20 protein-coding genes and 1 pseudogene are annotated in these 21,621 nt (G+C 69.3%); 13 read left to right on the forward strand and 8 right to left on the reverse strand.

Annotation, left to right across the window (positions count from 1 at the left end):
- Nucleotide 1 precedes the first annotated feature (1 nt).
- Complete coding sequence (locus NQ706_RS05125; RefSeq protein WP_051806186.1) at nt 2–1,297, forward strand: TerD family protein; 1,296 nt, start codon at nt 2–4, stop codon at nt 1,295–1,297.
- Nucleotides 1,298–1,333: 36 nt separating this feature from the next.
- Here the strand turns inward: NQ706_RS05125 and NQ706_RS05130 are convergent, their stop codons facing one another.
- A complete protein-coding gene (locus tag NQ706_RS05130) occupies nt 1,334–2,593 on the reverse strand; it encodes a CapA family protein (protein WP_051806184.1) in 1,260 nt (419 codons plus the stop codon).
- Nucleotides 2,594–2,900: 307 nt separating this feature from the next.
- A complete protein-coding gene (locus NQ706_RS05135) occupies nt 2,901–3,491 on the reverse strand; it encodes an inorganic diphosphatase (RefSeq protein ID WP_006943947.1) in 591 nt (196 codons plus the stop codon).
- A gap of 126 nt (nt 3,492–3,617) precedes the next feature.
- Here NQ706_RS05135 and dacB point away from each other — a divergent pair, with 126 nt between their 5' ends.
- Complete coding sequence (dacB, locus tag NQ706_RS05140) at nt 3,618–5,015, forward strand: D-alanyl-D-alanine carboxypeptidase/D-alanyl-D-alanine-endopeptidase (protein ID WP_038569529.1); 1,398 nt, start codon at nt 3,618–3,620, stop codon at nt 5,013–5,015.
- A 105-nt stretch (nt 5,016–5,120) separates the two neighbouring features.
- On the opposite strand, the gene NQ706_RS05145 is transcribed toward dacB, so the two are convergent.
- Nucleotides 5,121–5,354, reverse strand: coding sequence for a YlcI/YnfO family protein (locus tag NQ706_RS05145; protein ID WP_038569526.1), 234 nt, complete (start codon nt 5,352–5,354; stop codon nt 5,121–5,123).
- A gap of 435 nt (nt 5,355–5,789) precedes the next feature.
- Between NQ706_RS05145 and NQ706_RS05150 the strand changes: the two are divergent.
- The 9 genes and pseudogenes from NQ706_RS05150 to NQ706_RS05190 all read left to right on the forward strand — a co-directional run.
- Nucleotides 5,790–5,963 (forward strand): annotated as a pseudogene (locus tag NQ706_RS05150) (ferritin); the annotation flags it as partial.
- A 91-nt stretch (nt 5,964–6,054) separates the two neighbouring features.
- Entirely contained in the window at nt 6,055–7,110 is a 1,056-nt protein-coding gene (locus NQ706_RS05155) for a zinc-dependent metalloprotease (RefSeq protein ID WP_038569522.1), read from the forward strand.
- Complete coding sequence (gene tilS, locus NQ706_RS05160; protein ID WP_038569517.1) at nt 7,107–8,168, forward strand: tRNA lysidine(34) synthetase TilS; 1,062 nt, start codon at nt 7,107–7,109, stop codon at nt 8,166–8,168. The genes NQ706_RS05155 and tilS overlap by 4 nt, the downstream gene beginning before the upstream one ends.
- Before the next feature lie 73 nt (nt 8,169–8,241).
- Nucleotides 8,242–8,793 carry a hypoxanthine phosphoribosyltransferase gene (gene hpt, locus NQ706_RS05165; RefSeq protein ID WP_038571717.1) on the forward strand — a complete coding sequence of 184 codons (552 nt, stop codon included), beginning with the start codon at nt 8,242–8,244 and terminating at the stop codon, nt 8,791–8,793.
- A 237-nt stretch (nt 8,794–9,030) separates the two neighbouring features.
- Nucleotides 9,031–11,079: an ATP-dependent zinc metalloprotease FtsH gene (gene ftsH, locus NQ706_RS05170; protein ID WP_038569514.1), complete on the forward strand. Its 2,049-nt coding sequence runs from the start codon at nt 9,031–9,033 to the stop codon at nt 11,077–11,079.
- 5 nt (nt 11,080–11,084) lie between these two features.
- On the forward strand, nt 11,085–11,678 hold the full coding sequence (folE, locus tag NQ706_RS05175; protein ID WP_006944026.1) for a GTP cyclohydrolase I FolE: 594 nt from the start codon (nt 11,085–11,087) through the stop codon (nt 11,676–11,678).
- A 29-nt stretch (nt 11,679–11,707) separates the two neighbouring features.
- Entirely contained in the window at nt 11,708–12,658 is a 951-nt protein-coding gene (folP, locus tag NQ706_RS05180) for a dihydropteroate synthase (protein WP_404360521.1), read from the forward strand.
- Entirely contained in the window at nt 12,655–13,626 is a 972-nt protein-coding gene (folK, locus tag NQ706_RS05185; RefSeq protein ID WP_038569508.1) for a 2-amino-4-hydroxy-6-hydroxymethyldihydropteridine diphosphokinase, read from the forward strand. Before folP ends, folK begins: the two co-directional genes overlap by 4 nt.
- Complete coding sequence (locus tag NQ706_RS05190) at nt 13,623–14,156, forward strand: DUF3180 domain-containing protein (protein ID WP_051806182.1); 534 nt, start codon at nt 13,623–13,625, stop codon at nt 14,154–14,156. The genes folK and NQ706_RS05190 overlap by 4 nt, the downstream gene beginning before the upstream one ends.
- 182 nt (nt 14,157–14,338) lie before the next feature.
- Here NQ706_RS05190 and NQ706_RS05195 read toward each other — a convergent pair whose 3' ends face one another.
- The 3 genes from NQ706_RS05195 to NQ706_RS05205 form a co-directional block, all read right to left on the reverse strand.
- The gene (locus NQ706_RS05195; RefSeq protein WP_051806181.1) at nt 14,339–15,466 is read right to left on the reverse strand and encodes a DUF6801 domain-containing protein; all 1,128 of its coding nucleotides are present in this window, start codon (nt 15,464–15,466) and stop codon (nt 14,339–14,341) included.
- Nucleotides 15,467–15,887: 421 nt separating this feature from the next.
- Nucleotides 15,888–17,063, reverse strand: a complete 1,176-nt coding sequence (locus tag NQ706_RS05200) for an NADH-quinone oxidoreductase subunit D (protein ID WP_038569506.1) — start codon at nt 17,061–17,063, stop codon at nt 15,888–15,890.
- A gap of 435 nt (nt 17,064–17,498) precedes the next feature.
- Nucleotides 17,499–18,584, reverse strand: a complete 1,086-nt coding sequence (locus NQ706_RS05205; protein WP_051806179.1) for a DMT family transporter — start codon at nt 18,582–18,584, stop codon at nt 17,499–17,501.
- A gap of 83 nt (nt 18,585–18,667) precedes the next feature.
- Here NQ706_RS05205 and NQ706_RS05210 point away from each other — a divergent pair, with 83 nt between their 5' ends.
- The gene (locus NQ706_RS05210; RefSeq protein ID WP_038569503.1) at nt 18,668–19,210 is read left to right on the forward strand and encodes a CGNR zinc finger domain-containing protein; all 543 of its coding nucleotides are present in this window, start codon (nt 18,668–18,670) and stop codon (nt 19,208–19,210) included.
- A gap of 33 nt (nt 19,211–19,243) precedes the next feature.
- Here NQ706_RS05210 and NQ706_RS05215 read toward each other — a convergent pair whose 3' ends face one another.
- Nucleotides 19,244–19,831, reverse strand: a complete 588-nt coding sequence (locus tag NQ706_RS05215; RefSeq protein WP_038569500.1) for a hypothetical protein — start codon at nt 19,829–19,831, stop codon at nt 19,244–19,246.
- Nucleotides 19,788–20,936: an SAM-dependent methyltransferase gene (locus NQ706_RS05220; protein WP_051806177.1), complete on the reverse strand. Its 1,149-nt coding sequence runs from the start codon at nt 20,934–20,936 to the stop codon at nt 19,788–19,790. The genes NQ706_RS05215 and NQ706_RS05220 overlap by 44 nt, the downstream gene beginning before the upstream one ends.
- Nucleotides 20,937–21,006: 70 nt before the next feature.
- Here NQ706_RS05220 and NQ706_RS05225 point away from each other — a divergent pair, with 70 nt between their 5' ends.
- Entirely contained in the window at nt 21,007–21,564 is a 558-nt protein-coding gene (locus NQ706_RS05225) for an ATPase AAA (RefSeq protein WP_038569497.1), read from the forward strand.
- Nucleotides 21,565–21,621 lie beyond the last annotated feature (57 nt).

The raw sequence follows: 21,621 nt of genomic DNA on the forward strand, positions 1-21,621 counted from the left end.
AATGAACGAGTTGAGCAAGGGGGCCAACGCGCCCCTCGGCGGCACCGGCCTCGCCATCACGGTCGTCGGCACCCAGCCGGGCACGGTCGACCTCATGGTGCTGCAACTGACCGCAGACGGGGTCGTGCGCACCGACGACGACTTCGTCTTCTACAACCAGCCCCGCTCACCCGAGGGCGCGGTGCGTCTCGATGGTGGTGACATCACCGTCGACCTGTCCGCACTCCCGCCGCAGATCGAACGTCTCGCCGTCGCCGTCGCGATGGATGACGCGGCGCCGGGCTCGCTCGCCTCGTCCCCGCAGCTCGCCGTCACGATCGACGCGCACGGTGAGCAATACGCCGTCACCGCAACCGGATTCACGAGCGAGCGCGCGGCGGTGCTCGTCGAGATCTACCTGCGAGGCGGCGCGTGGAAGGTGCGCAACGTCTCCGCAGGATGGGACGGCGGGCTGCCCGCGCTCCTGCGCGAGCACGGCGTGAGCGTCGAGAACGACACGCCTCAGACGCCCCTTGCCGCCGCCTCGACAGCTGGACCGCTCCCCGCCACGCCTCCTGTGGCTGCGCCTCTTGTTGCTGCGCCGCCTGCCGCTGCGCCTCTTGTTGCTCCGCCGCCTGCCGCTGCGCCGACGTCGTCGAGCGGCCCGGTCGATCTCGGCAAGCGCACGGGGGCGATCAGCCTCACGAAGGGGCAGCGTGTCTCGATCGAGAAGTCGCCCGTCATCACGGCTCGCATCGAGTGGCCGGCCGCCACCGACTACGACGTCTTCGCCCTCGTGCGCTACGCCGACGGGCACGACGAGACGGTCGCGACGTTCGGGACCAAGGAGGAGCCCCAGGCCACGCAGCGCTCCTCGGACGGCGCCGTCACGCATCTCGGCGACGTCGGACGAGCACGGACGGCACGCACCGGTGGGGGACTGTTCGGGCGCAAGAAGCAGAGCCCGCCTGCGCCGATGGCGAGTGAGACGATCGAGATCCGTCTCAACCCGAAGGTCGTGGCGGTGCTGCCCGTCGTGTACTCGGCGCAATCGAACGGCACGGGGTCGTTTCGCCGCTACCAGGTGTCCATGTCGATCGACAACGGCGCCGGCACGAGTGTCCGCATCGACGCGAGCAACGCGAGCGATCACGACAACATCTACACCTGCGTTCCGGGGATCGTCGTCAACAGCCCCGACGGGGTGATCGTCGACTCGCTCGAGTTGTACTCTGCGCCGACCTCGGAACTGCGCCCCGTCCTCGACGACCACCTCACCGTGCACATGGACGCCGGGGGGCTCAACCTCTACAAGTGAGAGTGGAGCGCTCGCTCAGCTGGGCGACACGTCGAGTCAGCTCGCGGGGGTGGCGTCGCACTTGCTACCGAGCTGCGTCATCGCAGCCTTGACACGGCCGTAGGCGTCGGCGTTCTTCGTCGGCGTCGCGAGTTCGATGACGTGCCCGGCGAAGTTGACGTGCGTCGGCTGGTAGGTGAGCTGCTGCGTCACCTTGCCGTCGGCACCCTTCGTCAGCTTCACGTCGACGATCATGCCGTCCTGCGTCGACGGTTTGAGGCTCGAATTGACGCTCGGACCCTGGTTGCTCAGGAAGTTGCCCATGCCGTAGACGACGTACTTGCCGTTGATCTTCTCGCACGACTGCGGCACGTGGACGTGCGTGCCGAGGATCGTGTCGACGTCGTCGCTCACGAGCAGTTTCGCTGCGAGTGCGCGTTGCTCGGTGGAGGCCGGGATGCTGTACTCCTCGCCCCAGTGCATGCTGAGGACGACGATGTCCGCGCCCGCAGCCTTCGCCTTCTTCGCGTCGGCCAGGATTCCCTCGGCCTTGACGACGGGGAACTGCCAATACTTGAGCCAGGGCCACTCGGGCGGCACGACGGTGTTCGAGGCGTCCGCGTTTGCGGTCGTGTACGAGTACGCGAGCTGCGCGACCTTGACGCCCTCGACGTCGTACATCACGGCGCTCTGGCCGGTGCTCGGCGTCGGCGTCGGGCCCTGGTTCTTCAGACCCGCGTCGTCGAGCGATTTCTTCGTCTCGCCGACGCCCTGGATGCCGCGGTCGACGACGTGGTTGCCGACGCGGTCGCAGCCGTCGAACCCGGCACGCTTCAACGATCCGGCGACCTCGTGCGGGACGTTGAAGCTGAGCGTCGCGGGGATGGAAAGGTTCGTGTTCGTCGTCGACAGCGGCGTCTCCATGTGGCAGATCGCGAGATCGAGCGCGCTGATCGGCTTGGTGACGTTGGCGAACATCTGGTCGAAGTCGTAGCCCGTTGCGCCCCTTGCCGCCGCGTTGTGCGCGGCGTCGTCGCGCACGGGCACGTGGACGAGGATGTCGCCCGAACCACCGATGTCGATGCTCTTGCCGGCCGCGAGACCCGGCGCGTTCGACGAGCCGGGTTGCGCCGACGACGCGCCCGAGGCGCCCTGAGAACCGCTGGACCCTGACGAGTTGGACGACCCGGCGCCTGACGACCCGCTGCTCTTCGATCCGTCGTCGTTCGATGAGCATGCCGCCGCGCTCAACGTCATGGCCACCGCGAGCACTGTCGCGGCCTTCCGCATGCCGTGGTTCCTCGCCCCCTGGTTCATGTGCCAACGATAGACGGGGTATTGACCGCCGCAGCAGCAATTGAAGGCGTTCCGGTGATGCAGCACTCTCGTGCCCCCGCGGGTCGCGCAGACCCGCCTGCGCCCCTGCGATTCATGTCCACATCGGCGAACGGCGTCCACCTTCGCCATCTACGTCCACATTCGCGCAGGTTGGTTGACGCTGCCGAAAGCACGTCGGATCTCATCTCGCATCGTCAACCCTGCCCAACAGCCAGAACGCGCCGCAGCCCCCGTCCGAACTCGGACGGGGGCTGCGGCGTCGCTGAGCGTGACGCTCAGGGGTGGGTCACTTCGTCGGCTTCTCGGCCTGGGAGTCGCCGGGTGCCTTGTCGATGGAGCGCTCGGTCTCGTGCGCGTCGTGGCCCGGCATCGCCCAGCGCGCCGTCGTCATGCCCTCGGCCTTGGCGCGCTCGAGCGCTTCCTCGACGGTCTTCTGCGCGGCCGCGGCGTCGACCCAGTGCGAACCCTCTTCGACGGACTTGCCCGGCTCGAGCGCCTTGTACGTCTCGAAGAAGTGCGACATCTCCTTGAGCGTGAAGTCGGAGACGTCCTTGATGTCCGTCACGTGGTCCTGACGCGGGTCGCCCGCGGGGATGCACAGGATCTTGTCGTCGCCGCCGGCCTCGTCGACCATGCGGAAGACACCGATGGCGCGGGCGCGCACGACGCAGCCGGGGAACGTCGGCTCGTCGATGAGCAGCAGCGCGTCCAGCGGGTCGCCGTCCTCACCGAGGGTGTCCTCGATGTAGCCGTAGTCGGCCGGGTAGTGCATCGCGGTGAACAGGATGCGGTCGAGGCGGATGCGGCCCGTCTCGTGGTCGACCTCGTACTTGTTGCGTGTGCCGCGCGGGATCTCGATGGTGACGTCGAACTCCATGGTTCGTGCCCTCCGGATAGCTGGTGTAATGGTCGTTCCTTAGTGTTCCGTACCGGGGCGCGGATGAAAAACTCGTCATCGACGTGCGATGGCGCGGCAGCAGGACGCGATTAAGGTGGTGCCCCGATGAAGAAGCGGACGTGGGCCGTCAGCGGTGCGCTCGTGGCGGCGCTGGCGGGGTACGGCGCGCTCGATGCGTACGACGTGGTGCCGGGCGTCCTGACGCTCGCGCCCACGAACAGCCCCAAGGCCGTGACGGTGGAGGGCAAGACGTATGAGCCGTTGCAGAAGGCCGCGTCGGCGCCGTTGCCGTCGGCGAGCGTCGGGGCAGCGCCGAGCGCGAACGAGGTGAAGAAGTCGGTCGAGGCGTCGCTGAAGAACCCGTGGTTCGGTTCGCCGACGGCGGTGACGGTACGCGATGCGTCGACGGGAACCGTTCTCTACGAACACGATTCGAGCAAGGCGACGACGCCCGCGTCGGTGACGAAGCTCGCGAGTGCGTTCGCGATCGCCCATAGCGAACTGGACCTCGACAAGGGGCTGACGACGCGGGCGACGCTCGAGGGCAGCACCGTCGAGCTCGTCGCCGGCGGCGACATGACCCTCGCCGAGGGGGCGGGCGATGCGACGAAGGTCGCCGGCCGCGCCGGCCTCGGCGACCTCGCGGCGCAGAGCGCGGCGGCGCTCAAGAAGCAGGGCGTCACGAAGGTCACCGTCGACACGAACACCTCATACGCGCCCGGGCCGAACAAGGCGAAGGGGTGGGAGGACGCGCTGTTCGACTACGGTTTCACGGCGCGCATCACGACGTTGGCGCTCGCCTCCGAGCGCGCCGACAACCGCACCCCGGCCGTCGCCGACCCGACGAAGGACGCCGCGCAGGCGTTCGTCAAGGAACTCGGCAAGCGCGGTATCACGGCGACGTACGGCAAGAACGTGACGACGCCGGTGGCGGGGCAGCAGCTCGGGTCGGTGACGTCGGCGCCGGTGCTCGACCTGCTCGGTCTCGCCTTGCAGGATTCGGACAACTCGATGGTCGAGTCGCTCGCCCGTCAGGCTGCGGCGCTCGACGGCGTGCACGGCGATTCGGCCGCGGCGGGCACGTGGGTGACGTCGGTGCTCAAGCGTGAGGGCGTCGACGTCAGCGGCGTCAAGCTCGTCGACACGAGCGGTTTGTCGTCGGGCACGACGCTGCCGGTGCGAGTGCTCGGCGACGTGCTGACGCGCGCATCGACGGGCAAGGATGCGACGTATGCGCGCGTCATCGAGCGGTTGCCGGTCTCGGCGTGGAACGGCACCCTGCACGATCGATACATGCGCGCCGAGTCGCAGGACGGCGCCGGTCTCGTGCGGGCGAAGACCGGGTCGTTGCCTGACGCGTCATCGCTGGCGGGCCTGGCGACGACGAAGAACGGCCACCCCCTCGTGTTCGCGGTGACGACGAACGGCACGTTCTCCGACGGTGCCATCGGCGCCAAGACGGCCGTTGATCACCTCGTCACCGAGTTGACGAAGCTGCCCTGAACTCAGCACGTGTTGACGCTCGGCAGCATGCGTTGTCGAATCGCCGGCTGTCGCGTCGCCGCTCATGTTGACCGTGGATTCAGGCTGCCAGAACGGACGCACCGCTCAGGCGCTTCGGCGCAGTTCGTGCTCGACGGCTCGGCGGATCCAAGCCGAGACCGACCGATCGTCAGCTCGAGCGGCGCTCCTGACCTCTTCGAGCAGCTCGGGCGGGAAGCGGACCGGAACGGGTGTGCTCAGCCGTTCCTTCCGCCGACGAGGCGTGCCTTGGGGCTGCTGGTTGGCTGCGTCGGCATAGAAGTCGTCTTCCTGCTGCGCGCTCATGGGTTCAGACGTCATGACGGTCCTTCCGGTAGGTCGCGGCCAACGCTCACGAGGCGACGTAGCACCCGATGGGGCGGCACCTCGATGGGTCGCCCGAACGAGATGGCGCCGGCGCCACCATGGGCACCTCTCCGGCCGCCTCGGCGATCATCGGCGCCGCCCTCGGCATCGGTCGCCAAGCCGCGCAGCAGTGCTTCGCGTCGTAGGCGACGACCCTGACGCTCACAGTGACTTCGGCGGGCATCGTGCTCGCCGTTGGCCGCTGTTCTTGCTGCCACGGTGCAACAGCCCTCACCGAACAACCTCGACGCAGAGGTGCTCGTGACGGCGAGGGACGTCGCCTCTCTACGGGATCTCACGCCCTACCGCTGGCCCGTCGACTGACCTCGGTGCGCGAACCGTGTCGGGGCGTCACGCGATGGAGTCCGTCGAGGGTGGCGGGCTCACATCGGCGACCTCGACTCCCGTCCAATGCTCAACTGGTTCCTGTCCGAGCAGATCGAGGAAGAAGCCACCGTCTCGCAGATCGTCGGGCGTCTGAAGTTCATCGACGGCGACGGTCCCGGCCTGCTCCGTCTCGACGCCGAACTCGGCGCCCGCCCCGTCAAGACGACGGAGGTCTGAGCGTGCCGCCCCGTCGTGGGCTCTCGGACTCGACGCCGGGCGATTCGCGACCGTCAAGGGGCTGTCAGCGCCGCGCGGTAGCGTGAGCAGCATGGGTGAACCGAGCTACATCGACTGGCGTTTCGCCGCGACGACGGGCAAGAAACTGCATCGCGGCGGCCCGCGCCTCAGTGCCGCCGAAGCGAGCGACGCCGTCGCCGAACTGCGTGACGCCGCCTGCCGCGCCCACGATCCAGTCGCGCAGACGGCACAGCTCGTCACGCCCGACGACATCGGCGCGGTGCGCGTCGTCGACCGCAGCGCGTGGGTCGACGTCAACATCGCCTCCCTCGACGGCATGATCGCGCCCGTCGTCGACAAGATCACCGCCAAACGCGCCGCCGGGCCGGTCGCGCGCGCCATCACCGCCAAGGTGAGCGGGGGAGAGGTCGGCGGGCTCATGGCGTTCATGTCGAGCAAGGTGCTCGGTCAGTACGACATCGCACCCGGCGGCACGCCGTCGCTCCTGCTCGTCGCGCCCAACATCGTCCAGGTCGAACGCGAACTCGACGTCGACCCGCACGACTTCCGCCTCTGGGTGTGCCTGCACGAAGAGGCGCACCGCGTGCAGTTCACCGCCGTGCCCTGGCTACGCGAGCACGTCGTCAGCGCCGCCCGAGACCTGCTGGTCGACATGGCGCCGACGCCCGAGGAGATGGCGACGCGCGTCGGCGAGATCGCCAAACGTGTGCCCGAGGCGTTCAAGGAGGGCTCGATGGGGCTGAGCGACATCTTCGCCACCCCCGAACAACGCACGCGCATGGCCGACCTCGCCGCCGTCATGTCCCTTCTCGAAGGCCACGCCGACGTCGTCATGGACGACGTAGGCCCGCAGATCGTGCCGAGCGTCGAGACGATCCGCGCCCGCTTCGGCGACCGCCGCGCCGGCCTCGGCAACATCGACAAGCTGCTGCGACGCCTCATGGGCCTCGAGGCCAAGATGCGCCAATACCGTGACGGCGCAGCATTCGTGCGCGGCGTGCAGGAAAAGGTGGGAATCGACGGTTTCAACGCCGTCTGGGCCGCCCCCGAGAACCTGCCGACGCCCGCCGAGATCCAGCGCCCTCAGCTGTGGGTCGAACGCATCCACGGGTCGCTGTTCCGATGAGTGGCCCGCACCCCAGCGTCGCTCTGACGCGCCTTGCCGTCCGCACCGCGCTGCAGCGCACGTTCCCGAGTGATGCCGCGGGTGAGCGGCGCGTCGTCGCCGGCGTCAGCGGGGGAGCCGACTCCCTGGCGCTCGCCGCGGCCCTCGCGTTCGAGGCGCCGAAGCAGAGCGTCGCGGTCGACGTCGTCATCGTCGACCACGGGCTGCAGGCGGGCTCGGCGGACGTCGCCGAACGCGCGCGCCGCGCCTGCGTCGACCAGCTCGGCTTCGCGGACGACGACGTGCGCACCGTCGCCGTCATCGTCGACGCCGACGCGCCGGAAGGGCTCGAAGCGGCGGCCCGCGCGGCCCGTCGTCGAGCGCTGTTCGACGTCGCGGACGCAGTGGGCGCGGCGCGCGCGGTGCTCGCGCACACGGCCGACGACCAGGCCGAGCAGGTGCTGCTCGGCCTCATGCGAGGTAGCGGCACCCGAGCCCTTGCCGGGATGCGCGCCGACCGAGCGCGGCTGCTGCGGCCTTTTCTGCTCGGCCCCGAGATCGTGCCCGGCGGGCCGGTGCGGCGCGTCGACACCGAGCTCGCCTGCGAAGCGCTCGGGCTCGAACCATGGCACGACCCGCACAACGACGACCCGGCCTTCAGCCGGGTGCGCGCGCGCCACACCCTCGCGGCACTCGAACGTGAACTCGCGGCACCGACGCTGCGCCGCAGCCTGTTCCGCACCGCGGCCGCAGCCGGCCGCGACGCCGACCTGCTCGACCGCCTCACTGACGAGGCGCTCGCGCGCTCCGCGGGCACCGACGACGCCCGGGCCTGGCCCGCGACGTGGAGCGTCGAGGCGCTGGTCGGGCTCGACCCGGCGCTGCGCATCCGCGCGCTGCGCCGCCTCCTCGTCCTGCACGGCGCCCGCGACGCCGAACTGTCGAGCGGGCACCTGTTCGACGTCGAACGGCTGCTCGTCGCCTGGTCGGGGCAGGGGCCGATCGACGTCCCGGGTAGCGTTGAGGTTCGACGCGTCGGGGGCGAGATGACCATCAGCCCACGCCGCAAGGGAGAATGACGTGGACGGCCGCCCGCGAGCACGCGCGGTGGCGAGCGCCGGCAAGACCGGCAGAGACGACGAGGAGCCGGTGATGGACTCTTCCCAGATGGGAAACGACCTCGAGAACGTGTTGTTCACCGAGGCACAGATTCACGCGAAGCTCGAAGAGCTCGCTGCGCAGATCTGGCGTGACTACGAGGGCAAGGACGTGCTGCTCGTCGGCGTGCTCAAGGGCGCGATCCTCGTCATGGCCGACCTCATGCGAGCGCTGCCGGGCTCGGTGCCGATGGACTGGATGGCCGTCAGTTCCTACGGCTCGGGGACGAAGAGCTCCGGCGTCGTGCGCATCCTCAAGGATCTCGACGCGGACATCTCCGGCCGCCACGTCCTCATCGTCGAGGACATCATCGACTCCGGGCTGACGCTGAGCTGGATCCGCAGCAACCTCGAGTCGCGCAACCCCGCGTCGGTCGAGATCTGCACGCTGCTGCGCAAGCCGGAGGCCGCGAAGGTCGAGATCGACTGCAAGTACGTCGGATTCGACATCCCCAACTCCTTCGTCGTCGGCTACGGGCTCGACTTCGACGAGAAGTTCCGCAACCTGCGCGACATCGGCACGCTCGCGCCGCACGTGTACTCCTGATCGAGCGTCCTCGCGGCGCTGGCGCCGGCGACGCCACCGGCCGCGCCGGACGAGGCACGGTTGCGCTGTGCGCGAACCCGCGGCGCAGCGGCGCGTTCAGTGGGTCACACTGTCCTATCGAGACGCATCTGCTGTCGTCGCGCGCGGGGAGCGGGAACATCGCCGCCGCGCCGCGCGTTGGCGGTTTGTTGACTGGCACTTCTTCGATGAGAGGGTCGGGGCTCGCCCCGCAAACAGATGAACGCTAAGAAAATCATGCGCACGCCGGGCCTGTACGTGGTCCTCGCGCTCGCCGTGGCGCTGCTGTTCTACATGTTCAGCAACATCGGCGGGTATTCGCGCATCGACACCTCGCAGGCCATTTCCCTCATCAACGCCGAAAAGGTCGAGAGTGCGAAGGTCACGCCCGACAGCGTCAGTCTGACGCTGAAGGACAAGCAGGACATCGGCAAGCTCAAGGACGTCAAGCGTGTCGAGGCCGACTACGTCGACGCGCGCGGCAAGCAGGTCGTCGACTCCCTGAGCGCGCACACGCCCCCGAAGGGATACACGGACGACCCGCAGCGTCAGGGCATCTTCGTCACCCTGCTGATGAACATCCTGCCGATCCTGCTGCTCGTCGGTCTGTTCTGGTTCCTCATGAGCCAGGCCCAGGGCGGCGGTTCGAAGGTCATGCAGTTCGGCAAGTCGAAGGCGAAGCTGCACAGCAAGGACATGCCGACGACGAAGTTCAGCGACGTCGCGGGCGCCGACGAGGCCGTCGAGGAACTCAAGGAGATCAAGGACTTCCTCGCCGACCCCGAGAAGTACGAGAAGATCGGCGCCAAGATCCCCAAGGGCGTGCTGCTGTACGGCCCGCCCGGCACGGGTAAGACGCTGCTCGCACGCGCCGTCGCCGGCGAGGCGAACGTGCCGTTCTACACGATCTCAGGTTCTGACTTCGTCGAGATGTTCGTCGGTGTTGGTGCGAGCCGTGTGCGTGACCTGTTCGCGCAGGCCAAGGAGAACAGCCCCGCCATCATCTTCGTCGACGAGATCGACGCCGTCGGCCGCCACCGCGGCGCCGGCCTGGGCGGAGGCCACGACGAGCGTGAGCAGACGCTCAACCAGCTCCTCGTCGAGATGGACGGCTTCGACGACCGCACGCGCGTCATCCTGATCGCGGCGACCAACCGCCCCGACATCCTCGATCCGGCGCTGCTGCGTCCCGGCCGTTTCGACCGTCAGATCGCGGTGGAGGCGCCCGACATGGGCGGCCGCCACCACATCCTGCAGGTGCACGCCCAGGGCAAGCCGATGGCGAAGGACGTCGACCTCATGTCGGTCGCGCGCCGCACACCGGGCTTCTCCGGTGCCGAGCTCGAGAACGTGCTCAACGAGGCTGCGCTGCTCACCGCGCGCACCAACGGCACGATCATCACGAACGAGGCCCTCGACGAGGCGATCGACCGCGTCATGGCCGGCCCGCAGAAGAAGTCGCGCCCGATGAGCGCGAAGGAGCGCAAGGTCACCGCGTACCACGAGGGTGGCCACGCCCTCGTCGCCGCGGCGATGAACAACACCGACCCGGTCAGCAAGATCACGATCCTGCCGCGCGGGCGCGCGCTGGGCTACACGATGGTGCTGCCGACCGACGACAAGTACTCGACGACGCGCAACGAACTGCTCGACCAGCTCGCGTACGCCCTCGGCGGCCGTGTCGCCGAAGAGATGGTGTTCCACGACCCGAGCACCGGTGCGAGCAACGACATCGAGAAGGCCACCGACATCGCCCGCAAGATGGTGACGCAGTTCGGCATGAGCGAGAACGTCGGCGCCGTGCACCTCGGCAACTCCGGCGGCGAGGTCTTCCTCGGCCGCGACATGGGCGGCAACAACCGCGAGTACTCCGAGCAGGTCGCCGCGATGGTCGACGTCGAGGTCCGCAAGCTCATCGAGGCCGCACACGACGAGGCCTGGCGCGCGCTCAACAACAACCGCGACATCCTCGACGCCCTCGTGCTCGAACTGCTCGAGAAGGAGACCCTCGAGGCGCCGCGCCTGGCTGAGATCTTCTCCGCCGTGCGCAAGGAGCCGGTGCGTGAGGTGTGGCTCTCGAGCGAACAGCGCCACGTCAGCACGCGCGGCCCGGTCATGACGCCCGCCGAACAGCGCGCCATCGACCTCGGCAAGAACCCGCACGCCGACGAGCGTCCCGACGGCGAGATCAGCCTCTACCCGCCGCAGCCGCCGGCCGGCCCTGGCCTGCAGGGCCCCAGCGACGTCGGGCCTGGCCTGGGTGACTGAGCGCCGTGGCTGAGACGCACGACGTGGTCGGCGCCGAGGTCGACCTCGCGCGCCTCGAAGCGGCCGTCCGCGAGATCCTGCTCGCGGTCGGGGAGAACCCCGACCGCGAGGGGCTCGTCGAGACGCCCGCCCGCGTGGCACGCGCCTACGCGGAGATCTTCGCGGGCCTGCGACAGAACCCCGAGGACGTGCTCGTCAAGACGTTCGACGTCGACCACGAAGAGCTCATCCTCGTGCGCGACATCGAGGTCTACTCGACGTGTGAGCATCACCTGGTGCCGTTCCACGGCGTCGCGCACGTCGGGTACATCCCGTCCACGTCCGGCCGGGTGACGGGGCTGAGCAAGCTCGCGCGGCTCGTCGACGTGTTCGCGAAGCGCCCGCAGGTTCAGGAGCGGCTGACGACACAGATCGCCGACGCGCTCGTCGAACACCTCGACGCGCAGGGCGTCATCGTCGTCATCGAAGCCGAGCACCTGTGCATGTCGATGCGTGGCATCCGCAAGCCGGGCGCGCGCACGATCACCTCGGCCGTCCGCGGCCAACTGCGCAACCCCGCGACCCGCGCCGAGGCGATGAGCCTCGTCATGGGCAAGTGACGCACTCGTCGGAGGAACGCATGAGTGAGATGCGCACGGATCGTTCGTCTCCAGGTGATTCGAACGGCAATGCGCTCGACGGTTCGTCGCCGCGTGCGGATGGACCGGTGCGGCGTCCGCTCGTCATGGCAGTCGTCAACGTCACGCCCGACTCGTTCAGCGACGGCGGACGCTGGTTCGACGCGGCCGCCGCGGTCGAGCACGGCCTGCAGCTGGTGGCGCAGGGCGCCGACATCCTCGACGTCGGCGGCGAGTCGACCCGTCCGGGAGCCCAGCGTCCCAGCGCTGACGAGGAGGCCCGACGCGTCGTCCCCGTCGTGCGTGAACTGGCCGCCGCGGGTGCGCGCGTGAGTGTCGACACGATGCGCGCGAGTGTCGCCGAGGCCGCCGTCGCTGCCGGAGCGGACATCATCAACGACGTCAGCGGCGCGCTCGCCGACCCAGCGATGCGCGACGTCGCCGCCGCGAGTGACGCGACGTTCGTCGCGATGCACTGGCGCGGGCACTCCGTTGACATGCAGCAGCACACCGCGTACGACGACATCGTCACGGATGTGTGTCGCGAGCTGGCCGAGTCCGTGGCCGCGCTGCGGGAGGCCGGCGTCCGCGACGGCAGGCTCGTCGTCGACCCCGGCTTCGGGTTCGCGAAGACGGCCGAGCAGAACTGGGAACTGCTCGCGCGCATGGGCGAGTTCGACGTCGACGGGCTGCCGGTGCTGTGGGGCACGTCGCGCAAGAGTTTTCTCGGAGTCGCAGGGCGGACGCCGCAGCTCATCGCGGACGGCGCGTCCGTCCCGCCCGCCGCGCGCGACGCCGCGACGGCGGCGACCAGCGTCCTCGCCGCCCAGCACGACGCATGGGGGGTGCGCGTGCATGACGTCCCGTCGACGCTCGCAGCGCTCGACGTCGTCGCCGCGGCGCGCGGGGCCGTGGCGCCCCGGTCGTCCGGGGAGCGAGTGGGCGGAGGCATGCCCCGATGAGTGACCGAATCACCCTCACCGGCCTCGCCGTGACGGCGTGCCATGGCGTGCTCGACTTCGAGAAGCGCATCCCGCAGCCGTTCATGCTCGACATCAGCCTCGAGGCCGACCTGGGCCCCGCGGGCCGCAGCGACGATCTCGAGGCGTCGCTGTCGTACGCCGACGTCGCCGCGCGCGCCGTCGAGGTGTGCTCCGGCGAGCCGGTCGATCTCATCGAGACGCTCGCCGAGCGCGTCGCCGACGCTTGCCTCGCGTGGGAGATCGTCGAGGCGGTCGACGTCACCGTCCACAAGCCGCACGCTCCCGCAGGTGTCGCGTTCACCCCGTCGACCGGGGCGTTGGCAGGCCCGTCGGTGAGCGTTCGCCGCGAGCAGCGCCGCCGCGTCGTCGTCGCGATGGGCACGAACCTCGGACGGCGGGTCACGACGTTGCGCGCGGCGCTCGACTCGCTGCGGGCGCTCGAGGGGTTCGAGGTGACCCAGGTGTCGCCCCTCGTCGAGACCGACCCCGTCGGGGGCGTCGCGCAGCCCGACTACCTCAACGCCGTCGTCGTCGGCGTCACCCGGCTCGCGCCGGGGCACCTCATCCGCGAGCTGCATCGCATCGAAGCCGATCACGGCCGCGTTCGCGGTGAGCGCTGGGGCGCGCGCACCCTCGACCTCGACGTCGTGACGCTCGGCGAGGCCGGTCGCGAGGACGAGATCGTGCTCGCCGACGAGCGCGACGGGGTGCAGGCCGGCGCGGCGGACGCGTCGTGGTCGCCCCTCGCCCTGCCGCACCCGCGGGCCCATGAGCGCGCGTTCGTGCTCGTCCCGTGGGCCCAGGCGGCGCCGTGGATGGCGGTGCGCACCCCTGACGGCGTCTTGCCGCTGCTCGACGCCGTGCAGCGCGTCGATGCGTCCGGGGTGCGCCGCGGCCCGTCGTGGGACGACGACGACCACATCGACCTCGAGGAAGGCCTGACATGAAGCCCGTCCGACCGGTCACCGCCGTCGTCGCGGGGCTGCTCGTCGCGCTCATCAGCGGCGGCCTCCTGCAGCTGATGCGCAACAGTGGGCGCGCCGTGCCGCAGCACTCGTGGTGGGAGGTGCTCGTCGTCCTCGCGGCGTGCGGGCTGCTCGTCGCAGGCGGATGGCGCATCCGCGACGAGGTGCGCGCCCGCACGAAGGCGAAGAAGGAAGCGGACGCCGCGCGCCGCGCCGGGTCCGACGAGAGCGAGATCCGCGCGGCCGCCGCAGCCGTCGTCCAGGGGCGCGAGACGGTGGCGCCCGACACGGCCCGACGTATCGTCGTGCTCTCGCAGACGGCCGCCATCGGTGGCGGCATCCTCGCCGGATGGTATGCGGGGCAGGCCGTCACCCAGCTCGCGCGCCTCAGCGTGCCGTCCGTTCGGTCGGCCGTGCTGCTGCTCGGGGTGCTTGTCGTCAGCTCTGTCGTGCTCAGCGTGCTGGGGTTCGTCGTGCAGCGTTGGTGCATGATTCCCGACGACGAACGCTGACGCGCAAGCCCGCTCCCTTGCAGGCTGGATCGGTGGACGGCTGCACGCGTCGACCGTGAACCGCGCAGGTGGTCAAGAGTTCGCGGCCGCTTCACAGCTGGCCGCATGACGATGGGGCCCGTTCGTGGTGAACGGGCCCCATCGTCATGCGGGGCGCGGGTGCTGAGGCCCGCCGGCCGGCGTCAGTTCTCTCGACGTCCGGCGAACGCCGCGCCACCGATGGCGACGACACCCGCCGCAGCGAGGCCGATGCCGGCGAGGTTCATCGAGTCGTGACCGACGTAGTCGGTCTCGACCTTCGGGCCCTGACCGCCGCCCGTCGTGTGCGACGGCGACGGCATCGCCGTGGAGCTGGCCGTGTTCGTGGACGGCGCCGTCGGGTTGGTGCTCGTCGTGGGGCTCGTCGACGTGGTGGTCGAGCTCGACGACGTCGGGCTGGTCGAGGTGGACGTCGACGGCGACGTGCTCGTCGACGTGGTGGTCGAGCTCGACGACGTGGTGGTCGAGCTCGACGACGTCGGGCTGGTCGAGGTGGACGTCGACGGCGACGTGCTCGTCGACGTGGTGGTCGAGCTCGACGACGTCGGGCTGGTCGAGGTGGACGTCGACGGCGACGTGCTCGTCGACGTGGTGGTCGAGGTCGAAGGGGCCGAAGCCGTCACCGTGATGGAGTCGACGACCTTCGTGCCGCTCTTGTAGGTGCAGGCGCTGTCGAGGGACGCAGTCGTTCCGTCCGCCTTGGTGCCCGTGAACGTGGACGTGAACCTGTCAGGCGCCGAGATCGTGTACGTACCGGCGTTCTTCGGCGTCATCGTTGTGTCGGGCGAGCCTGCCAGGGGCAGCACGAGGTGGCCGTCGGGCCCGAAGCCGCCGTAGGTGCCGTCGTTGACCCAGCCGTTGTTGAAGATGTGCGTCTTCGCGGTCGTCAGCTGCACGTCCTGCGTGGTCGTGCCGTCGGGGCCCGCGATCGTCACCGTATTGGGCGTCGACCCGCTGACGTAGTTCCAGCCGAGGAAACCGGCCATCGCGTTGCCGAGGTCGCCCGGCAGCGTGATCTGGCCCGTGACCTTCGAGACGGTGATGGGCGAACCGACGGTGCCGCTCGTCGGAGCGTTGGTGTCGATGGCGACGGTGACGTCCTTGGCGCCGACGGCCGTGTCGCACGTGTAGACGAGTTCCGTGGCCGCGCTGGCGCTCGGCGCCATGGCTGCGACACCGATGAGGGAGGCACCGCCGACGAGGCTGAGAGCGCCGAGCGATGCAAGACCGCGGCGGGTGCGAGAGGCGGGGCGAACTGAGTGCTTGCTCATGGAAAACAACTCCTGAGGGTCGAAACAGGGGGTCGACGGGCGCAGGCCCTACCTGAGCGTAACCCCATGTAACGTGACACACATCGCTTTTGCGGCGGTTCACCTACGGAAGCGTAGGTTTTCTCGGTGCGCGAGACGAGGGCCGCGCGATCCGGCGTGGCTCGGACGAACGATGGGGCGGTGTCGCTGCCTGGCGCTCAGGCCGGGCCCGTACCGTGCGCAAGGGCTGCATCTACTTGTCGATATCTGATCGACAAGTAGAAGCACCCCGCCCCCGGCGCAGGCCCTCCGCAAGCTCCGCGCCCGTACCGTGCGCAAGGGCTGCATCTACTTGTCTATATCTGATTGACAAATGAGACCCACCTCGCTGCGCCGAGGCCGGCATGCTCCGCACGTCGGCCTCAGCTCCGCTCGGCGAGACTCATTTGTCTATGTCCCCGACCACAAAGAACATCGACCCCAAGATCGCCACCATGTCGGCCAAGAGTTGCCCCCTCATCACCTCGCCGAGGCACGCCATGTTGTTGAACGACGCCGAACGCAACTTCAACCGCCACGGCGTCTTCTCACCCCGCGACACGATGTAATACCCGTTGAAACCGAGCGGGTTCTCCGTCGCCACATACCCATCGCCCTCAGGCACCTTCAGCACCTTCGGCAACTTCACGTTCACCGGTCCCTGCGGCAGGCTCCGCAGCACCTCGATGCAGGCGTCCGCGAGATCGAGCGACACATGCGTCTGATCGAGCAATACCTCGAGACGAGCCAGCGAATCACCCTCGGAGCGCGTGATGACGCGCCCCGGCCCACCAGGAGCGAACAGCTCACCGTAGGCGAGATATGGGTCGTCGCGGCGCAGGTCGACGTCGACGCCCGACGCGCGCGCGATCGGCCCGGTGATGCCGTATTGCTCGACCATCTCGCGAGAGACGACGCCAACGCCCTTCGTCCGCGCATTCAAGATCGGATTACCGACGATGAAGCTCTCGATCTCCGGCATGCGTGAACGCACGAGAGAAACGGCCGCCGCGGCGCGATCGAGCCACCCGGCCGGAATGTCGTCGCGCAGGCCGCCGACGCGGTTGAACATGTAATGCAGGCGGCCGCCCGCGATTTCCTCCATGACGCCCTGCAGCTCTTCGCGCTCACGGAACACGTAGAACATCGGCGTGATGGCGCCCAATTCGAGTGGATACGAACCGAGGAACATGAGGTGATTGAGCACGCGATTCAACTCGGAGAGCAGCGTCCGCGTCCACGTCGCGCGCTCAGGCACCTCCATGCCCAGCATCTTCTCGACGGCTAGGGCCACGCCGATCTCACTGCTGAACGCCGACAGCCAGTCGTGACGGTTCGCGAGCACGAGGATCTGGCGGTAGTCGCGCACCTCGAACAACTTCTCGGCGCCGCGGTGCATGTACCCGACGATCGGCTCGCACTTCGTGATGCGCTCACCGTCGAGCGTGATGCGTAGGCGCAGCACGCCATGTGTCGCCGGATGCTGCGGGCCGATGTTGAGCACCATGTCCGACGTCGCGAGCCCACCCGCGCCCATGCCGACGGTGAGTTCACGCGGGGACGACGCAGGAGACGACATGCCCCCAGTTTGCCAAACGCGACGACGCCCGCCGCGGCGCCGCGCCCTGATGGAGTGGGGCACGTGGGCGGCGAGGCGTGACGACGTGGCAGACGACGACGTGGCGAGGTGACCTGGGGGCCGTGGTGGCCGAGTTGCGGCTGAGGACTGACGTCGCGAGTAGCGCCGGGGCCATCATGGCGGGGCCGTGCGCCGCGCGTCGGTATATGGGCGTGGTGGGGAGCCTCGGGCGCGTGCGCCCAGTGCGGTGCGCGAACGTCGGGTGGGGGCTGAAACTCCGCCATGCGGGCTTTCGGCTCTCAGCACGGTCCTTCCGGGCTGTAATCCCGCATGGCGGCGTTTCGGCGCTGAGGTGCGCAACCCCGGTGGGTTGCGCACCTCGTGTCGACGCCGGGCCGAGGCGACAGCGTCGTGCGGCCATAGGCCCTCAGCGGCTCAGCGCGTGACGCACTCTTCGTCGCGCGTGGGTCGGACGTCGTCGAGCCAGCGTTCGATCTCGGCGTCGTGCTCGGCCGCGACGACGGGGCCGAAGCTCTCCGCGTGACGCGACTCGTCGAGACGCACGAGCACGACACCGCCGACGATGAACACGCCGCCGACGACCTGGACGAGCGTCGGGGCCTCGCCGACGAACATCCACGCGAAGGCGACGGCGAACAGCACCTCGAGCAGCGAGATGAAAGACGCGACCGTCGTGCCGAGGGCGCGGGCGGCGTAGATGCCCGTCGCGTAGGCGAGGGCCGCAGCGATGAGCGCGAGGCCGAGCACCGGCACCCAGAACGGCATCTGCGAACCGGCGAACGTGACGTCGGCGGTGCTGACCGAGACCGGCTGCACGCCGAGTGCGCACATCGCGAGCAGGATGACGGCGCCGACGCTCATGCCGCCACCGGCGAGTGCGATCGGGGGCAGCTCCGACTCCTCATCGCCCGCGATGACGAAGTACACCGTCAGGCACAGCGCGGCGCCCAGCGCCCACGCGATGCCGATGGGGTCGACGCTGAAACCGTTGAACACGTCGAGCACGAACAGCAGCCCGACGATGGCTGCGGCCGTCCCGGCGATCGTCAAGCGACGCGGCGTGCGGCCGTAGCGCGCCCACGCCCAGCCGACGAGCAGCATCGGCGCGAGGTACTCGATGAGCAGTGCGACGCCGACGCTGACGTGCGTGACGGCGTTGAAGTAGAACAGCTGGCAGCCGGCGACGCCGAAGATGCCGTAGAGCACGATCGGCTTGATGTTGTCGCGCAGCACGTGCCAGCGCCCACGCAGCGCCATCGCCGTCGGGATGGCGAGCGCGAGCGCTGCGATGCTGATGCGCGCCGCGACGGCCGTGACGGGCGTCCACCCGGAGCCGAGCAGTGCCTTCGCGAACGAACCGGACGTGCCGAACGCCGCACACGAGACAATGGCGATGATGAGGCCCATGCTCGTGTGGGACATCGCGCCGGATCGGCCCGGGCGCCTGCGGGTGGCGACGGGGATGGGCTCGATGTCGTGTGCGATCTGGCTGGGAGCCATGGGGGAACACCTCCAACTCTCGTGTAAGTGGTCAAAACCAGGAACACCGGTTACGTTAGACCTGGAAGAGGTCAGGAGTCAAAATGCCCTTTGGTCATGACACGGAGGACGGTCTGCTGTCCGTCGCCGCGCTCGTCAACACCGCCACGCCCGACGACACCCTCACCGAGATCGCCGACCTCGACGCCTTCGTCGAGTCCTGGGGGTACACCGGCACGCACGAGCGCACGCACGCCGAACTCGACGAGGTGCGCGTCCTGCGCCCCCGATTCCTCGAGGCGTGGTCACTGTCGCGCGACGAACTCGTCGCGTTCGTCAACGAGGTGATGCTGCAGTACCGTGCGCTGCCGCAACTCGTGCGTCACGACGAGTGGGATTACCACCTGCACGCGACGCCGTCCGACGCGCCACTGGCGAGTCGCATGGCGGTCGACGCCGTCATGGCGTTCGTCGACGTCATCCGCGCCGACGAACTCGACCGCCTCAAGATGTGCGCCGGTGACTGCGGGGGAGTGCTCGTCGACCTGTCGAAGAACCGCTCCCGCCGCTACTGCGATCGCGGGTGCGGAAACCGCGCCAACGTCGCCGCCTATCGCGCGCGCAAGGCGGCCGAATCGGTGTCCTGACGCTCGGTTCCGCTCGGCCCTGTCGATGCCGCGTCAGTCGTCAGCACCTTCGCCGAGGTCGGGCAGCCCGTTGCGCGCGAGGCGCCGTCGCCCGATCTCGTAGCCGACGTTCGTGCCGACGAGCATGAGCACGCCCGCGACGAGGGTGTAGTACCAATTCGCCGAACTGAAGTCGGGCATGACGTAGAGCGCGACGGCGACGAGGGAGACGATGCAGATCCACGTCGTGACGGGCGCGCCGGGAAGGCGGAAGTCGACGGCGTGAGCGTCGCCGCGCGCGACCGCGCGCCGGTAGCCGAGGGCCGTGACGAACGGTGACTGCGATCCCGAGTACGCACTGGTCGCCATGAGCATCGACAGCGCGAGGATCGAGCCAAGGTAGAACACGCCGAGGTGCACGACGACGGAGTTTATGTCGCGCGACTCGCGCCGCCGGAAGCGTTGCTGCTGTGGGCCGTTCGACTCCCCCTCGCCGGACGCGGCCAGGTGGCGCGTCTCGAGGCTGATCGTGCCAGGCGGGGGCGACAACCCCGGCGCGACGGGCGTTTGCGGGTGGTCGAGGGTGGCGGCGGCCGCGTCAGCCGATCGTCCGCGTGAACCACGCGAAGGCTCCGAGGCCACCCGGATGCGTGGCCGTCGCGAGCGCCGAGCGGGCCGCGAGGCGAGCGAGGTAGACGGGTGGGTCGCTCGAGGCGAGGGCGAGCGGAACGGGTTCCAGGGCCAGCTCGCCGAACAGTTCGAGCAGCACGTCGCGCTGGGTGCGCAGGTCGTCGACATCGAGGGAATCCAGCGCGACGTGCGCCGTCACGTCGCACGAACCGTCGGGAACGGGCGCGCACTCGCTGCCGTCCCGGAAGCCGGTGAGGGTGCCGAACGGCGGCCGCGTGGCGCTCGTGGACGTGTAGTCGATTCCGACCACGACGCTGCCAGCCGCGGCATGACGCGTCACCTCCGCGACGAGCGCCGCCCAGGCCGCATCACGCGTCATGCCGATCTCGACGCGCTCGCCGGGTTCGCGACGGGTGGCGTTCTCGCGGCCATCGGCCGGAGGTAGGGCGTCGTCAGGCACGGGGTGGGGCGGTGGATCGTCGGGGGCATCGATCGTGGGCTGGGCCGCCGACGAATGTGGACGAAGATCGCCGACGTGGACAGGCATCGCCGTTGGGGCATGACGGGCGGCCCACCGGGCGGCGGCGGGAGAGAGTGGGGCGCCGAGCGTCTCGTCCCCGTCGGGCGTGACGAGTACCTCGCGCAGGACACCGTCGTCGTCAGCCTCCGCGATGTCGCACGGCACGACGTCGAGCCACTCGTGCGCCACGACGAACGCCCGACGACCTTCGATGACGTCGAGCGACGGAATCGACGCCCCTCCCGCAGAACGCACCCAGGCGATGCGGCTGCTGAGTTCGGGCGGACGCTCGACGACGTCCACGCCCACGAGGTCGACGTCATCGACGAACCGGCTGACGGTGTCGAGCAGTTCGCCACGGCCGCAGGCGAAGTCGACGACAACGTCCGCGTCGATGCGTTCGGCCATGGCGACGATCGCCTGCGCGAGCACCTCGTCGACGCCCGGAATGCCCTGCGCGCTCGTCGCAAAATGGCCCCCGGGGCCCTCGTCACGTCGATAGAAACCGTCACGACCGTAGAGCGCGGCCTGCCAGGCATCGCGCCACGGCACCGCGTGGCTCACCGGCATGTCGGAGTTCTCGAACTGCTGCGTCACGTCGCGACTCTACGTCGCGCCCACGCGTCGACCGCCCATGTGCCGACCATGGCGGCGGCAGAATGGGGCCATGCCCTTCCTCTCGCTCGACGCCGACCTGCCGCCGGCGCGACGCGTCATCATCGCGGGGCCGTCGGGCAGCGGCAAGACGACGGCGTGTGCGCTCGTCAGCGATCGGATCGGGGTGCCGCATCATGAGATCGACGCGCTGTTCCACGGCCCCGGGTGGCAACCGCGCCCGCAGTTTCATGACGACGTCGCGCGGTTCGTCGCGACCGAGGCGTGGGTCACCGAGTGGCAGTACGGCGAGGTGCGTGGCCTGCTCGCCGAGCGCGCCGAACTGCTCATCTGGCTCGATCTGCCGCGCGGCACCGTGACACGGCAGGTCGTCAGCCGGACGCTGCGGCGACGTCTGCTTCGCCAAGAACTGTGGAACGGGAACACCGAAGGCCCGCTGCGCACCTTCTTCACCGACCCCGAGCACATCGTGCGCTGGTCGTGGCAGGGCCACGCGCGCTACCGGGGGCTCATCGGCGACGTCGCAGCTCGACGACCTCAGCTGCCGATCGTCCGCGTTTGTTCGCGACGTGAGCTGACGCATCTGATCGAACGACTGTCCCGCGCCTGAGCGCCGGCAGCGCATCGAAACGAGTCGCCCGCACTGACGGCCCGACGTGCGACGCCG

Origin of the sequence: Dermacoccus sp. BD5 (assembly GCF_044878485.1) — a bacterium.
Lineage (GTDB): Bacteria > Actinomycetota > Actinomycetes > Actinomycetales > Dermatophilaceae > Dermacoccus > Dermacoccus nishinomiyaensis.